The sequence below is a fragment of the Streptomyces sp. SID13031 genome (assembly GCF_010548305.1).
Taxonomy (GTDB): domain Bacteria; phylum Actinomycetota; class Actinomycetes; order Propionibacteriales; family Kribbellaceae; genus Kribbella.
Window position 1 is genome coordinate 34,475 of sequence record NZ_JAAGLV010000029.1, and the last position, 14,447, is coordinate 48,921.

A 14,447-nucleotide genomic window follows, 5' to 3' on the forward strand; every position below is an offset into this window, starting at 1 on the left:
GACAACGGCGTGCGGGGGTGACGTATGTTCCTGGCATGAGTGATCTTGGACTGCGGTTGTCGGTGGATGGGCCTGTTGCCCGGGTGGTGCTCGATCGGCCGGAGGTGCGGAATGCGCAGACTCCGGCGATGTGGGCCGCGTTATCGGATTTCGGGGCGGCGCTGCCCGACGATGTGCGGGTTGTCGTGGTGTCGGGGGAGGGGCAGTCGTTCTCGGCCGGGCTTGATCGCAAGCTGATCATGGGCGAGCCGGTCGACGGGCAGGAGCCGTTGCTCACGCTCGGCAAGAAGCCTGCCCCGGAGCTGCAGGAGCTGATCTCGCATTTCCAGGCCGGTTTCTCCTGGCTGCGCAAGCCGGAGATCGTCAGCATCGCGGCGGTGCAGGGCCACGCGGTCGGCGCCGGATTCCAGTTGGCGCTGGCCTGCGATCTGCGGGTCGTCACGCCAGACGCGAAGTTCAGCATGCGGGAGCCGGCGCTCGGGCTGGTACCTGACCTTGGTGGCACGCAGCCGCTGGTGCAGCTGGTCGGGTACTCGCGAGCGCTGGAGATCTGTGTGACGTCGCGCTGGGTCGAGGCCGAGGAGGCACTGCAACTCGGGCTGGCGAACATCGTCGTACCGGCCGAGGAGCTGGCGGGTACGGTCAAGGATCTGTCCGAGGCGGTGTTGTCGCCGCTGGTGGGCGCCGTGCGGGAGACCAAGGCGTTGCTGCTGGGCGCTGCTGACCGGTCGTACGAGGATCAGCTGAAGGCCGAGCGGGAGGCGCAGGCGCGCCGGCTGGCGGAGCTGATCGCGGCGTTCGGCTGAGCTGATCGCTCAGCCCGGTGATCGGCGCCGAGCGCTGTCCGTCCGAGTGATCGGCGCCGCCTCGGGAAGTTTCGGATGACCTCAAGTGTTGTCAAGGTTGACGAGTTGATTGTGGGGAGGGGCGCGGATGAATGCAGGGATGGGAATGGGCGGCGGCAGGGGCGGCGCGAGCAGCTGGCGGCGGCAGGACGCGTCGGTAGTGGATCAGAAGCTGGCGAAGGGCACCCTGCGGCGCATCCTGCGGTTCGCCAAGCCGTTCAAGTGGCACATCACCGCTTTCCTGGCGCTCGTGATCGTCGCTGCGTTCCTGGTGATCGCCTCGCCGCTGCTGTTCAAGAAGATCGTCGACGACGGCATCACCAAGGGCAACGCGGGCCTGGTGACCGCGCTCGCGCTGGTGGTCGCCGGGCTCGCCCTGGTCGAGGCCGCTCTCGGGCTGATGCAGCGCTGGTTCTCCGCGCGCATCGGTGAGGGCCTGATCTACGACCTGCGGACGCAGGTCTTCGCGCACGTGCAGCAGATGCCCGTCGCGTTCTTCACCCGGACGCAGACGGGCGCCCTGGTGTCCCGGCTGAACAACGACGTGATCGGCGCCCAGCAGGCGTTCACCTCGACGCTGTCCGGCGTCGTGTCGAACGTGATCAGCCTGATCCTGGTGATCGGCGCGATGCTATTGCTGAGCTGGCAGCTGACCCTGGTCGCGATCCTGATCCTGCCGGTCTTCCTGCTGCCGGCGCGCTACCTCGGTCGCCGGCTGGCCGCGATGACGCGGGAGCAGATGCAGCTGAACGCGGAGATGTCGACGGCGATGACCGAGCGGTTCTCCGTCGGCGGCGCGCTGCTGGTGACGCTGTTCGGCAAGCCTGCACTCGAGAACGAGCAGTTCGGCGAGAAGTCGGGCCGGGTCCGCGATCTGGGGATCCGGATCGCGATGCTCGGCCGGGTGTTCTTCACCGCCCTGACCCTGGTCGCCGCGCTGGCGACCGCCCTCGTGTACGGCGTGGGCGGCAACTTCGCCGTACGCCAGACCCTGACGATCGGGACCCTGCTCGCGCTGGTCGCGTTGCTGGGCCGCCTGTATGGTCCGCTGACCGCGCTGTCCAACGTGCGCGTCGACGTGATGACCGCGCTGGTCTCCTTCGAGCGCGTCTTCGAGGTGCTCGACCTGGAGCCGATGATCAAGGACGCTCCGCATGCCCGGGCGCTGCCGCCGAATGCGGCGTCGGTGACCTTCGACAAGGTGGCCTTCGCCTACCCGACCGCGGAGCAGGTCTCGCTGGCGAGCCTCGAATCGGTCGCCGTGCTCGACAAGCGGGCTTCCGCGCAGGTGCTCGAAGACATCAGCTTCTCCGTCGAGCCGGGGCAGATGGTCGCGCTGGTCGGACCATCCGGCGCCGGCAAGACGACCATCACCAACCTGGTCGCGCGGCTGTACGACGTGACGGGTGGCACGGTGCGGATCGGTGGTGAGGATGTCCGCGACGTGACGCTGGAGTCGCTGCACGACACGATCGGGTACGTGACGCAGGACGCGCACATGTTCCACGACACCATCCGCGCGAACCTGACCTATGCCAAGCCGGACGCCACCGACGAGGAGATGGTCGACGCGCTGCGCTCGGCCCAGATCTGGCAGCTCGTGTCGTCCTTGCCCGACGGGCTGGAGACGGTGGTGGGCGACCGCGGGCACCGGTTGTCCGGTGGCGAGCGGCAGCGGCTGGCGATCGCCAGGTTGTTGCTGAAGGCACCACACATCGTCGTACTGGACGAGGCGACCGCCCACCTGGACTCGGAGTCCGAGGTGGCGGTGCAGCTGGCGCTGGACACCGCGCTCGAAGGACGGACCTCGCTGGTGATCGCTCACCGGCTGTCGACGGTGCGCAACGCGGACCAGATCCTGGTGGTTGACCACGGCAACATCGTCGAACGCGGCACGCACGAGCAGTTGCTCGCCCTCGACGGTGAGTACGCGGATCTCTACCACACCCAGTTCGCGGAGTCAGGCTCAGCCGCAGGCGTCTAGTGCCCCGAGCAGGTAGCGTTTGTCTTGACGTGAGGGAGGGCCGCCGCATGATCAGGTTCGCGCTCGTGCTGGGCGCCGGTTACGCCGCCTACAAGCTTGCCTACCACTCAGAAGACGGCCGCCACTACGGCAAGGTCGGCGAGCAAGGCCTGCGAGCCACCCTGTCCCTGATCTTCGCCGCCCTGGCCGGTGGCTGCGCCTACGCCGCTCTCCTCATCCGCTGACCAGCACCAGATTGCGACGCACGCCCCGCTGACGCGCCAACGGAACCGGTGCGGGCGGCGGGTTCAGTGCCCGCAGCAGTCGCAGGACGTCATCGGCGGTGAAGCGCATCTCCGCGACGGGCGTGCCGGTCGTGCGCATCGGCGCCGCCTTGCCGGCCGCGACGAGCTTGTAGACGGCGTAGATCGAGACCTGCAGCATCTCGGCGACCTCGGCCGCTGGGTAGAGGGTCGTCACACCTCTCAAACGACGAGGGGTTACGGGTGGCTACTTCTCGTCCTGTTCCAGCAGGTGCAGGACCGGTACGCCGAGGTGCCGGCGGGCCGAGTTGGTCCAGTCGAGGTGGAAGAACTCGGCGACGATGTGCGGGCGGGTGAGGATGATGACTTCCCGGCCACCGACCTTGTCCACCGTCGCGGTCAGCGCGTCGATCGGGCGGTCGTGCGAGATACCGCCCTCCGCCTGCTGCCCGAGGTCGCGCAGTCGCTGGATGCTTCGCCCGGTGCAGTCCGTGGCCTCGCTGTCGATCGCCTTCTGCGCCTCGGCGAGGCCGTCGCGCTGGTCGGCCAGCCCCGGTCCGTAGAGATCGGCCGTGCCGAGCGCGCTGATCGACGCCTCGACTCCGGCCTCGGCGTTGTGACACGGCACGAGCACGTGGTACTTCACCGGCTCGGGCATGTCCTGATGGAGCTCGACCACGCGCTGGGCATCAGGTTCGGTCAGCTCCTGCTCGACGAGCAGTACGACGTCGTACATCTGAGTACCTCCGGTTCGTACCAGTCGGTATGCCCCCATCATGCCCCCGGTGCGCTCTTCATGGGGGCAGAATGGCGGAATGCAGCTACCCGTGATGCCACCGGTCCCGCCGATGCTGGCGAAGCCGATCAAGGAGATCCCCGACGGGAACGTCAGCTTCGAGCCGAAGTGGGACGGATTCCGCTCGATCATCTTCCGCGACGGCGACGAGGTGGAGATCGGCAGCCGCAACGAGAAGCCGATGACCCGGTACTTCCCGGAGCTGGTCGAGTCGATCAAGGCGAACCTGCCCGAGCGCTGCGTGATCGACGGCGAGATCGTCGTGGTCGGCGCGTCCGGCGACCGGCTGGACTTCGAGGTACTGCAGCAGCGGATCCACCCCGCCGCCTCCCGGGTCAAGATGCTGTCCGAGACGACCCCGGCCCGGTTCGTCGCGTTCGACCTGCTCGCGCTCGGCGACACCGACTACACCGGCCGGCCGTTCGCGGAGCGTCGTGAGGCGCTGGAGCAGGCGCTCGCCAAGGCCGCGGCGCCGATCCACCTGACCCGGACGACGACCGACAAGGCGACCGCGACGGACTGGTTCCACCAGTTCGAGGGGGCCGGGCTGGACGGCGTGATCGCGAAGCCGCTCGACGGCCTGTACGAGCCGGACAAGCGGACCATGTTCAAGATCAAGCACGTCCGGACGGCGGACTGCGTCGTCGCGGGCTACCGGGTGCACAAGAGCGGCGAGAACCGGATCGGGTCGCTGCTGCTCGGGCTCTTCAACTCCGAGGGTGTGCTCGCGAGTGTCGGGGTGATCGGTGCGTTCCCGATGGCTCGCCGCGAGGAGCTGTTCGTGGAGATGCAGGAGCTCGTCACCGACTTCGACGACCACCCGTGGGCCTGGGCGAAGCAGGAGGAGGGCAACCGCACGCCGCGCAACGCCGAGGGCAGCCGGTGGCAGGCCGGCAAGGACCTGAGCTTCGTGCCGCTGCGCCCCGAGCGGGTGGTCGAGGTGAAGTACGACCACATGGAGGGCGTCCGCTTTCGGCACACCGCCCAGTTTGTCCGCTGGCGCGAGGACCGGACGCCAGAGTCGTGCACCTACGAGCAGCTCGAACAGCCGATCAAGTTCGACCTGGCCGACGTCCTGACCGCCCGCCCGTAACCCGAGGCTGCTGGACAGGTGAACCCGCCGCCACGGACAATCCAGGCATGACGGCGGAACGGATCGAGCTGGCGCGTCCCTCGGACGCCGAGCGTGACCGCGCGCTGGCGATCCTGCGTGACGGTGCCGGGTCGGGACGCCTCTCGCACGACACGTTCATCCGCCGGATGAACTTCGTACTGCGCGCTCAGAGCCGCCGCGAGCTCGCCAACGCCACCCACGACCTCCCTGGCACCGAGCCGCGCGCCATCCAGCTCCTCAACAGCCTGCTCGCCCGCATCCCGCGCCTGACGCTGACCCCTCGCGCAGCGACGCCGTACGTGCGCCCGCAGGGCCTCGCGCTGCCGCCGCCTGGCTCACCCACGGTCCGGGTCGGCCGCGGCCCTGGCGCCACCTTGCGGATGGCAGACCTCTCCGTCTCGCGCTTCCACGCCGAGCTGCGGCACGTCGACGAGGGCTGGCTCCTCCGCGATCTGGGTTCTATGAACGGCACCCACCTCAACGGCCTCCGCATCACCACCCCGGTCCGGGTCCGCCCCGGCGACCACATCCGCTTCGGCGCAGTCACCTACCACCTGACCTGGACGGATCCCAGCTAGCCCTACCGCCGACTTTGAGCACCCACCAGTCGTCCGATCGGTGATTCGCCGGCTACCCGGTGCTCAAAGTCGCGGGCAGGATGACTGTCGGGTGGGCGCCGGGGTTGTCCGGCCACCAGGGGCGGGCCGCGGCGTGGGTGGCGATGGTGTGTTGGTACACGTCGGTGAAGGCTTGGTGGATGAGGTCGATGTCTTCCTGCGGCGTGCTGTCGGCGCGCCAGCGGAGAGTCCGGCGCCAGAGCAGCGGCTGGCCGATGATCGGCAGGACGATCGTGTTGGGGATCTCGCGGACCGTCGGCGCGCACAGGCTGATGCCGCGGCCGGCGCCGATCAGCTGCTCGATCTCCGAGATGTCGAGGTTCGCGTAACGGAACTCCGGGGTGAAGCCGATCGACTCGCAGATGCTGCGCAGATAGGCGAGATCGCCGTCCTCCTTGCCCGCCGGCGGGCAGATCCAGATGTCGTCGGCGAGATCCTCCAGCGCCACCGCATCTTTACCCGCCAGCCGATGGTCAGCGGGCAACGCGACTGCGAAGGGCTCCGGCCACACCATCGTCTGCTCGCGGATCCCGGGCGGACACGGCGGCGCATAGGCGTCATCGCACCGGCCGAGCATCACCACGTCGATCACATCGGCAGCCAGCAGATCGGTCAGTGCCGCACACGACGGATCCACCTGCGCGGCGATCTGGCGACCCGGCAACAACTGTTCGAGCCGCGACAACCACGCCCCGAACATCACCGTCCGGACGGCACCGAGCCGCAGTACCGAGGAGCTGGAGGTATAACGCCGGCTGCTCCCGACCAGCTCGTCCATGTCGGAGAGCATCGCCCGCGCGCGACCGAGAACGTGCTTGCCGAGTGGAGTCGCAACCACGCCGTACGGGCCGCGTTCGAACAGAACCCCGCCGATCGCGTCCTCGATTCTGTGCAGCTGGGCGGTCAAAGACGGCTGGGAGACGCCCAGCGCGGCCGCGGCCTTGGACACGCTGCCCGTGTCGGCGAGGCGGCAGACGACCCGCAGATGGCGTAATTCCAGCTCCATAGCGGTGAGGTTATGCCCTGCTGGGATATCACAGCCATAACTCGCAGGTGCCAATCTCTTCCAACAGAGGACGCCGGGAGTTCATCCACCTGCCCAGCGGAACTCGGCGGTATGCCAAACCCTGCGCGCGGCAGCCGCCAGGCATCCTCGCCCCCGCCATCCGCCGGCTGGTTGCAGCCCCCCGGCCGGTGGCGGGGGCTTCCGCCCCCCTCAGTGAGGAAGTGTCCAGTGAAGAGCACAGCCCTGCGCACTGTCGCAGCCGGTTGCGTGCTGAGCCTGGCGGTCGCCGGTACCGCGGTGATCGCCATGAAGATGCCCGCCGCCGACGCTCAGCAAACCCAGCCGCCCGTCAACACCCGGGCGGCGGCGGTGAAGACCGCCGACCGGCTGGTCCAAGGTCGCGTCGCCGAACTCAAGGCGAGCCCGAACGACCAGTTCATCCGCCAGCAGGAGATCAGCACGCCGTGGGGCCTGCAGTACGTGAGCTACCAGCGCACGTACCAGGACCTGGCCGTGATCGGTGGCGACTTCGTCGTCACGACCGATGCCCAGGGCAACGCCAAGGGCCTGACCGTGGCGCAGCAGAGTGTGATCGACGTCGACCGGACGCCGGTCGTGTCCAAGGCCGCTGCCAAGAAGGCGGCGCTCAAGTCCGTTGACCAGGGCAAGCCGGCTCCGGGCGAGCCCACGCTGGTCGTGTACGCCGGTGCGAAGAAGGCGGTGCTCGCCTGGGAAGCGATCGTGGAAGGTCGCCACGACGGTGAAGCGAGCCGGCAGAAGGTGTACGTCGACGCGCGCACCGGCAAGGTCGTGCACTCGATCGAGCAGGCCGCGTCCGGTACCGGTACCGGTATCTGGAACGGGTCGAACCTGACCATCGGCACCACCAAGTCGGGTACGACGTACTCGATGACCGACCCGGCCCGCCCCAGCCTGCGTTGTGGCGACCATTCGGGCGGTTCGACCTTCTCCGGTTCCGACGACGTGTGGGGCAGCACGTCGAAGACCGACAAGGAAGCCGGTTGCACCGACGTCATGTACGTCGCGGCCGGTGAGTGGGACATGCTGAAGGACTGGTACGGGCGCAACGGGCTCGACGGGCAGGGCAAGTGGGCCGACGCCCTCGTCGGCCTCGGCGAGGTCAACGCCTACTGGGGTGCGGGGTCCAACCCCGACGGTGTGGTCTTCGGTTACAACAACGCGCGCAACTGGATCACCGCGACTGACGTGGTCGCCCATGAATACGGCCACGGACTGGACGCCAACACCCCGGGCGGCATCTCTGGTCACCCGTCGCAGGAAGCGGTCGCCGACATCTGGGGGGCGTTGACCGAGTCCTACCTGAACAACCCGAACGACAAGCCGGACTACGAGGTCGGCGAGACGATCAACCTGACCGGCGCCGGCCCGATCCGGTACATGTACCAGCCGTCGAAGGTCTCCGGGCACCCGGACTGCAACTCCAGCAGCCTGCCGTCCTCGGTGCACGCCGCGGCCGGTCCGATGAACCACTGGTTCTACCTGCTTGCCGAGGGCACCAACCCCGGCAACGGGCAGCCGACCAGCCCGACCTGCAACAACACCACGTTGACAGGGATCGGGATCAAGGAAGCCGGCAAGCTGTTCTACAACGCGATGCTGAGCAAGACCTCCAACATGTCCTACGCCAAGTGGCGTACGACGACGCTCACTTCCGCCAAGAACCTGGATGCGAGCTGCGCCCTGCACGCCAAGGTGAAGGCTGCCTGGGCCGCGGTGTCGGTCCCGGCCCAGTCCGGTGAGGCCACCTGTGCCCCGACCGGTAACGACTTCAGCTTGTCGATCTCGCCGGCCAGTGGTTCGGTCAAGCCGGGAGAGTCCGCGACCGCCACGGTGAACACCGTGATCGGCAGCGGCTCGGCTCAGGCCGTCCGGTTCACCGCGACCGGGCTGCCGAGCGGCGCGACCGCGACCTTCGACCCGAGCTCGGTGCAGTCGGGCAACTCGTCGACGCTCAAGATCGCCACCACGTCGAGCACGGCCAACGGCACGTACGACGTGACGATCACCGGTGACGGTACGGACGTGGACAAGACCGCGACGTACCGGCTCACCGTCGGCGGTTCCACCCCGCCCGCCGGCGTACCGGATATCGACGTCGAGAAGGTCAAGGCGCACCTGGCCGCGCTCCAGCAGGCGGCGGACAACAACGGCGGCAACCGCCGGGCAGGGAGCGCGGGTCACACCGCGTCGGTCAGCTACATCGAGCAGAAGCTGCGCGACGCCGGCTACACGGTCGCCAAGCAGCGCTGCACGAACTGCCAGTACCCGTCGGACAACCTGATCGCGGACTTCCCGGGCGGTGACGCCAACGAGGTCGTCATGCTCGGTGCGCACCTCGACAGCGTCAGCGCGGGTCCGGGCAGCAACGACAACGGCTCTGGCTCGGCCGCCATCCTGGAGGTCGCACTACGGCTCGCCCAGGACAAGCCGTCGCTGGCCAAGCACGTCCGGTTCGGCTGGTGGACCGATGAGGAGCAGGGCCTGAACGGCTCGGAGTTCTACGTCGGCCAGCTGTCCTCGGCCGACAGGACGAAGATCAAGGCGTACTTCAACTTCGACATGGTCTCCTCGACCAACGCCGGGTACTTCGTCAACAACATCACCACCGACACCGGCAAGGTGCTGAAGGCCTTCTACGACGGCCTGAACCTGCAGCCGGAGGAGAACACCGAAGGCGTCGGCCGATCCGACGACGCCTCCTTCAAGGACGCGGGCATCCCGACCAGCGGCGTCGCCGCCGGTGCGAGTGCTCGCAAGACGACCGCACAGGCACAGAAGTGGGGAGGTACGGCGAACCAGGCGTACGACTCCTGCTATCACTCCGCCTGTGACAAGTACCCGTCGAACATCTCCTCGACGGTGCTCGACCGGAGCGCGGACGCCGCGGCGTACGGGCTGTGGAAGCTGGCGGTCGGCGATGCCCCGCCGACCGGCCGCGACTTCTCGGTCTCACTGAGCCCCACCTCGGGGTCTGTCGCCCCGGGCAGCTCGGTGCAGTCGACGGTCGGTACTACGACCACCAGCGGTGACGCGCAGTCGGTCCAGCTGTCGGCGAGCGGGCTGCCGGCTGGGACGACTGCGACCTTCGCACCGTCGACGGTGACGTCGGGCAGCTCCTCCACGCTCACCCTGGCGACAACGGCCTCAACGCCGGCCGGTACGTACCAGGTGATCGTGAAGGGTACCGGCGCGGTCAGCCACGAGGCGACTTACAGCCTGACCGTGACGGGCTCGTCGACGGGCACCGTGACGCTACAGAACCCGGGCAGCCAGAACGGGTTCGTCGGCTGGTCGTCCTTCCCACTGCAGATCCGGGGCACCTCCAGCGCCGGCCTGCCGATCACCTTCCGGGCGACGGGCCTGCCAACAGGCTTGTCGATCAGCGCGGCCGGAGTGGTGTCAGGTACGCCGACGGTACGCGGCTCTTACACGGCGACAGTGACTGGAACCGTCAGTGGTGGGGCAACAGGCAGCACCACTTTCGCGTACACGATCTGGTAAGCAGCCACGCGGCAAGCGCCCCGGTCCGTCCACCAGGCGGCCCGGGGCGCTGTTGCGTCCACCAGACTGCGTTCCTCGTAGGGTGAGGGCATGCCGATCCGACTCAGCGAGCGCCGGCCGGAGGTGAGTCCCGACCGGCTGTTGTCCGAGTGCGTGCCACCACCACGCTTCGCGGACGTGCGCTTCGACAGCTACCGGCCCAACCCGGGCGAGCCGAGTCAGTCAGAGGCCTTGGCCGTACTACGTGAGCGCGGGCTGGCGTTGGCGGAACCGCGCAGGGAGCGCTCTTTGTGGTCCCGGCTGCGTCGGGCGAAAGCGCTGTCCGAGGCCAAGCCCGGGATCTACCTGGACGGCGGCTTCGGCGTTGGCAAGACGCATCTGCTGGCGTCGCTGTGGCACGAGTCGACCGGCCCGAAGATGTACTGCACCTTCGTCGAGCTGACCAATCTGGTCGGCGCCCTGGGCATGCGCCCGGCGATCGAGGCGCTGTCGGAGTACCGGCTGATCTGTATCGACGAGTTCGAGCTGGACGATCCGGGTGACACGGTGCTGATCTCGCGGCTGCTCGGCCAGTTGGTCGCGGCCGGCGTCGGGCTCGCGGCGACGTCGAACACGTTGCCGGACAAGCTCGGCGAAGGACGGTTCCAGGCGATCGAGTTCCTCCGCGAGATCCAGGGTCTCGCCGCGCACTTCGACGTACGGCGGATCGATGGTCCGGACTATCGCCATCGCGGGCTGCCAGTCGCTCCCGAGCCCTGGCCGGACGCTCGGGTGGAGCAGACCGCTGCCGAGTTGCCCGGTGCGTCGTGTGACCACTTCGTTGACCTTTACAGCCAACTGGCCGAGCTGCACCCGAGCCGGTACGGCGCGCTGCTCGACGGGGTCACCACGGTCGGGATCACCGACATCCGTGAGCTCACCGACGAGAACGTCGCACTGCGCCTCGTCGTCCTGGCCGACCGGATGTACGACCGTGACATCCCGTTGCTGGCCGGGGGAGTGCCGCTCGACCGGATGTTCACACCCGAGATGCTGAAGGGTGGCTACCGGAAGAAGTATCTGCGAGCGCTCTCCCGGCTGATCGCGCTCGCACACGTCGGGATGGGCCCGCAGAGTTGAGTGGTCTTACTCAAGCCCGGTAGCCCGCGGCCGTGGTCTTCTGAGGTCATGTCCAGTCAAGAGCAACGACCAGTCACCGGCGCGGCGGCCGCCTCCCTCGGGTTGCTAGTCGTCGGTATCGCGGTGCTCGGCACCGGCCGATTCGTGCGGTTGGGTAAAACCGTGGGCTACGAGAGCGACGCGCGGATCCTGCCGCTGGGGTTCATTGCGGTGGTCCTGGCGATTGCTGCCATCGGGGTGGCCGTTCGTGACAGGACGGCACGGCTGTGGCTCGGTGGTGCGTTCGCCGTGCTCGACGCGGTCCTGATCTGGCAGAGCATCACCAACGTGTACTTCCGGTTCGGCTGGGGCGGCGACGAGGGCGAAATGCTCATCTTCGAGGTCGGGCTCGGACTGCTCGCCCTCCTGCTGTTCGCCACCGCTTTCCAGCCGGCGCAGCAGAACGGAGTCGGGGGCAGGGCCGAGGGTGGAGGCAAGGTCGGTGCCGGTCGCTGGCTGGTCCGGACAGTGCTGTACCTGGCCGGCATCGCGCTCGCCGTGATTGTCGGCTTCTTCAACGGCGTGGGCCTGTACGACATGAAGCGCTGCAGCTATGTCGACGCCTGCGCCGACGACGACCTGGGCGGTCTGGTCTGGGGCGTGAGCGGGAGCCTGATCGGGGTGGGGGTAAGCCTGGTACTCGTCGTCGTCCTCGAGCTGGTCCTGCAGAACCGCCGGCAGCGGCAGCGCAAGGTCGGTACGCCCGCCTGAGCCGAACCGGGCGACGGATGAGGCAGGATGGGCAGATGGCGAAGAACAAGACTCCGAAGCCGGACGACGTCGCGGGTGGCAGGCTGCTGGACCAGTTGCGGGTGCCGCAAGGCCCCGTCGACCTGAGCGCCTGGGACACCCGGGCGACGACCGGGTTCCCCGGCGGCAAGGACGAGGGCAAGCTCGCGCTGGACGCGATCGGCCCGGAGGTCTCCGAGTGGCAGGAACGGCTGTTCGCCGAGGGACGCAAGGGCGGCGAGCGCAGGGTGTTGCTGGTCCTGCAGGGGATGGACACCTCCGGCAAGGGCGGCGTGATCCGGCACGGCGCCGGGCTGATGGATCCGCAGGGGATGCGGATCACCTCGTTCAAGGCACCGACTGCGGCAGAGAAGCGGCGCGGCTTCCTGTGGCGGATCCGCCAGGCGCTGCCCGGACCGGGCATGGTCGGCATCTTCGACCGCTCGCACTATGAGGACGTGCTGATCGCCCGGGTCCGCAACCTGGTCGCCCCGCCGGTCTGGAACCGCCGCTACGAGCAGATCAACGAGTTCGAGGCGGAGCTGGCCGCGAGCGGCGTGACGGTGGTCAAGTGCTTCCTGCACATCTCGCCGGACGAGCAGAAGATCCGCCTCGAGGAGCGCCTCGACAACCCGACGAAGCACTGGAAGTACAACCCCGGCGACGTCGACGAGCGCGAACTCTGGCCCGACTACGCCGAGGCGTACCAGGCAGCCCTCGAGCAGTGCAACAACGCTGAGACCCCCTGGTACGTGATCCCCAGCGATCGCAAGTGGTACCGCAACTGGGCCGTCACCACGCTGCTGCTCGAAACGCTCAAGGACCTCAATCCAGAATGGCCCAAGGCCGACTTCGACGTAGACGTCGAGAAGGCCCGCCTAGCCGCCACCTGACAGCCCGTTCCGCGTTCGAGGCCAGGCCCTCTCGGCTCGTTCGTGACCTCAGACCTCAGGCTCGAGACCCTGGTCGCGGAGCTGTCGGCGGAGCCGGGCAACCTCTTCGCGCAGGCGTTCGTTCTCGTCCAGCAGGCTGGACACCTCGGCGATGAGGTGCCGGCGCCCGGACTGGGTCGCCCACTCGATGCTGCCGGCCGGCTCGTCGGACACGACGCCGGAGACGAGCCGCTCACCACGTTCCCGCCGCTCGAGCCGGTCGGTACGCCGGATCGCGCCGGGCCGCATCGCACCCCAGCACGCCCGCGGCGACCGCGAGTACGCCGGTACCTCCACGCACGCACAACCCCGCGCTCGGCCCGGCGGGCGGGCGGAGGCGGCTGGGAAGCGTGGGGGTTGTGCGTGCGTGCAGCTCCTGTGGATAACTTGAGGCAGGGGCAAGGCCTGGTGGCGCAGACTGAGCCGGTGGGCGAGGTGGTGGGAATCCTGCAGCGGGCCGGCGGAAGTGTCCGGTACGCCGATCTCGCGGCGCTCACCTCGGCGCGACAGGTCCGAAGGGCGCTCGAGGCCGGCGAGATCACTCGGGTGGCGAAGGGCGTCTACGCGCTGCCGATCAAACCGTCCGATCGCACGGTCGCTCTGGCCAACGGGGGCGTGCTGTCACGGCAGAGCGCAGCGCTGCACCATGGGCTGGAGGTGGTGACCCGGCCGCTGCTTCCGCACGTCCTGGTCAGCCGGACCCAGCGCCGACGCGAGACCGAGTTGAGTTGTGTGTTGCACCGCACGAGCAGTCCACTGCCGGACAGCGTGACAACACCTCTCCAGACGGTTCTCGACTGCGCTCGGCAACTGCCGTTCGGAGAGGCGCTGACGATCGCGGACTCCGCGCTGCGCCTGAAGAAGGTCGATCCGGTCGCCTTGGCCGAAGCGGCACACGCCTGCCGGGGCACCGGGCGGGCTGCCATCCAGCGAGTTGCCGCGTCGGCTGACCGGCGAGCGGAGTCGGCACTCGAGTCGATGCTCAGGGCGCGAGTGATGGAGGCCGGTTTCACGGGTTTCGTGCCGCAGTACAAGATCAGGGACCGGTCCTTCTACGCACGCGTCGATCTGGCGGATCCGTTGCTGCGCATCGTGCTGGAGGCGGACAGCTTCGCCCATCACGGCACCCGGGCTACCCTTCGCCGGGACTGCCGACGGTACGTCGAGCTCGCGATCCGCGGTTGGGTACTGCTGCGCTACTCGTGGGAGGACGTGATCCTCGACGAGAACTGGGTCGGTACGTCGCTCGCCGCCCTGGCCGCCCAGGTCCACCCGCCCGCTCTCCGCGTCGCCGCCTGACACCGCCCGGCCCGCAGTTCGCTGGGTGGGCGACCGAGGCAGGCGGGGATGGCCACGCACGCATAACCCCCGGGTGGGCCTGCGACACGCCGAGGGAAGCGGTTGCCGCTGGAGTTTGGGTGTGCGTGGCGGATCGAGCACCTGGTTGTGACGGAACCCCGCCGGGAGTGGTGCGTTCCGGC

General features: G+C 68.4%; 14 protein-coding genes. 10 read left to right on the plus strand and 4 right to left on the minus strand.

Annotation, left to right across the window (positions count from 1 at the left end; genetic code table 11):
• Positions 1-35 precede the first annotated feature (35 nt).
• From G3I17_RS37195 to G3I17_RS37205, 3 genes are all read left to right on the plus strand, one after another.
• Positions 36-806 (plus strand): enoyl-CoA hydratase/isomerase family protein, encoded by a 771-nt coding sequence (locus tag G3I17_RS37195; protein ID WP_164603714.1) that lies wholly within the window; start codon positions 36-38, stop codon positions 804-806.
• Between the two features lie 127 nt (positions 807-933).
• Positions 934-2,829: an ABC transporter ATP-binding protein gene (locus G3I17_RS37200; RefSeq protein ID WP_239063292.1), complete on the plus strand. Its 1,896-nt coding sequence runs from the start codon at positions 934-936 to the stop codon at positions 2,827-2,829.
• A 47-nt stretch (positions 2,830-2,876) separates the two neighbouring features.
• Positions 2,877-3,053, plus strand: coding sequence for a hypothetical protein (locus tag G3I17_RS37205; protein ID WP_164603716.1), 177 nt, complete (start codon positions 2,877-2,879; stop codon positions 3,051-3,053).
• Here G3I17_RS37205 and G3I17_RS37210 read toward each other — a convergent pair.
• Positions 3,043-3,288, minus strand: coding sequence for a helix-turn-helix domain-containing protein (locus tag G3I17_RS37210; protein ID WP_164603718.1), 246 nt, complete (start codon positions 3,286-3,288; stop codon positions 3,043-3,045). The two genes, G3I17_RS37205 and G3I17_RS37210, sit on opposite strands and share 11 nt — an antisense overlap.
• Positions 3,289-3,318: 30 nt before the next feature.
• Positions 3,319-3,807 (minus strand): hypothetical protein, encoded by a 489-nt coding sequence (locus G3I17_RS37215; protein ID WP_164603720.1) that lies wholly within the window; start codon positions 3,805-3,807, stop codon positions 3,319-3,321.
• A 79-nt stretch (positions 3,808-3,886) separates the two neighbouring features.
• On the opposite strand from G3I17_RS37215, the gene G3I17_RS37220 reads away from it, so the two are divergent.
• Entirely contained in the window at positions 3,887-4,960 is a 1,074-nt protein-coding gene (locus G3I17_RS37220) for an ATP-dependent DNA ligase (protein ID WP_164603722.1), read from the plus strand.
• 47 nt (positions 4,961-5,007) lie between these two features.
• The gene (locus G3I17_RS37225) at positions 5,008-5,559 is read left to right on the plus strand and encodes a DUF1707 and FHA domain-containing protein (RefSeq protein WP_164603724.1); all 552 of its coding nucleotides are present in this window, start codon (positions 5,008-5,010) and stop codon (positions 5,557-5,559) included.
• Between the two features lie 52 nt (positions 5,560-5,611).
• Here the strand turns inward: G3I17_RS37225 and G3I17_RS37230 are convergent, their stop codons facing one another.
• Positions 5,612-6,604 (minus strand): LysR family transcriptional regulator, encoded by a 993-nt coding sequence (locus G3I17_RS37230; protein ID WP_203591290.1) that lies wholly within the window; start codon positions 6,602-6,604, stop codon positions 5,612-5,614.
• 228 nt (positions 6,605-6,832) lie between these two features.
• On the opposite strand from G3I17_RS37230, the gene G3I17_RS37235 reads away from it, so the two are divergent.
• The 4 genes from G3I17_RS37235 to G3I17_RS37250 all read left to right on the plus strand — a co-directional run bounded on the left by G3I17_RS37235 (position 6,833) and on the right by G3I17_RS37250 (position 12,927).
• Positions 6,833-10,147 (plus strand): M28 family peptidase, encoded by a 3,315-nt coding sequence (locus G3I17_RS37235; RefSeq protein WP_164603726.1) that lies wholly within the window; start codon positions 6,833-6,835, stop codon positions 10,145-10,147.
• Positions 10,148-10,237: 90 nt separating this feature from the next.
• A complete protein-coding gene (zapE, locus tag G3I17_RS37240; protein WP_164603735.1) occupies positions 10,238-11,266 on the plus strand; it encodes a cell division protein ZapE in 1,029 nt (342 codons plus the stop codon).
• A gap of 48 nt (positions 11,267-11,314) precedes the next feature.
• The gene (locus G3I17_RS37245) at positions 11,315-12,016 is read left to right on the plus strand and encodes a hypothetical protein (RefSeq protein ID WP_164603737.1); all 702 of its coding nucleotides are present in this window, start codon (positions 11,315-11,317) and stop codon (positions 12,014-12,016) included.
• A gap of 35 nt (positions 12,017-12,051) precedes the next feature.
• On the plus strand, positions 12,052-12,927 hold the full coding sequence (locus G3I17_RS37250) for a PPK2 family polyphosphate kinase (RefSeq protein WP_164603740.1): 876 nt from the start codon (positions 12,052-12,054) through the stop codon (positions 12,925-12,927).
• A gap of 48 nt (positions 12,928-12,975) precedes the next feature.
• On the opposite strand, the gene G3I17_RS37255 is transcribed toward G3I17_RS37250, so the two are convergent.
• Positions 12,976-13,263, minus strand: coding sequence for a hypothetical protein (locus G3I17_RS37255; RefSeq protein WP_164603742.1), 288 nt, complete (start codon positions 13,261-13,263; stop codon positions 12,976-12,978).
• Positions 13,264-13,392: 129 nt separating this feature from the next.
• On the opposite strand from G3I17_RS37255, the gene G3I17_RS37260 reads away from it, so the two are divergent.
• Positions 13,393-14,265 (plus strand): type IV toxin-antitoxin system AbiEi family antitoxin domain-containing protein, encoded by an 873-nt coding sequence (locus tag G3I17_RS37260; protein WP_164603744.1) that lies wholly within the window; start codon positions 13,393-13,395, stop codon positions 14,263-14,265.
• The last annotated feature ends 182 nt before the right edge of the window (positions 14,266-14,447 follow it).

Bases quoted from the DNA above. Each gene is read 5' to 3' on its own strand.
- G3I17_RS37230 (WP_203591290.1), bottom strand. From the start codon at position 6,604: ATGGAGCTGGAATTACGCCATCTGCGGGTCGTCTGCCGCCTCGCCGAC.
- G3I17_RS37225 (WP_164603724.1), top strand. From the start codon at position 5,008: ATGACGGCGGAACGGATCGAGCTGGCGCGTCCCTCGGACGCCGAGCGT.
- G3I17_RS37195 (WP_164603714.1), top strand. From the start codon at position 36: ATGAGTGATCTTGGACTGCGGTTGTCGGTGGATGGGCCTGTTGCCCGG.
- G3I17_RS37205 (WP_164603716.1), top strand. From the start codon at position 2,877: ATGATCAGGTTCGCGCTCGTGCTGGGCGCCGGTTACGCCGCCTACAAG.
- G3I17_RS37250 (WP_164603740.1), top strand. From the start codon at position 12,052: ATGGCGAAGAACAAGACTCCGAAGCCGGACGACGTCGCGGGTGGCAGG.
- G3I17_RS37200 (WP_239063292.1), top strand. From the start codon at position 934: ATGAATGCAGGGATGGGAATGGGCGGCGGCAGGGGCGGCGCGAGCAGC.
- G3I17_RS37245 (WP_164603737.1), top strand. From the start codon at position 11,315: ATGTCCAGTCAAGAGCAACGACCAGTCACCGGCGCGGCGGCCGCCTCC.
- G3I17_RS37220 (WP_164603722.1), top strand. From the start codon at position 3,887: ATGCAGCTACCCGTGATGCCACCGGTCCCGCCGATGCTGGCGAAGCCG.
- zapE (WP_164603735.1), top strand. From the start codon at position 10,238: ATGCCGATCCGACTCAGCGAGCGCCGGCCGGAGGTGAGTCCCGACCGG.
- G3I17_RS37215 (WP_164603720.1), bottom strand. From the start codon at position 3,807: ATGTACGACGTCGTACTGCTCGTCGAGCAGGAGCTGACCGAACCTGAT.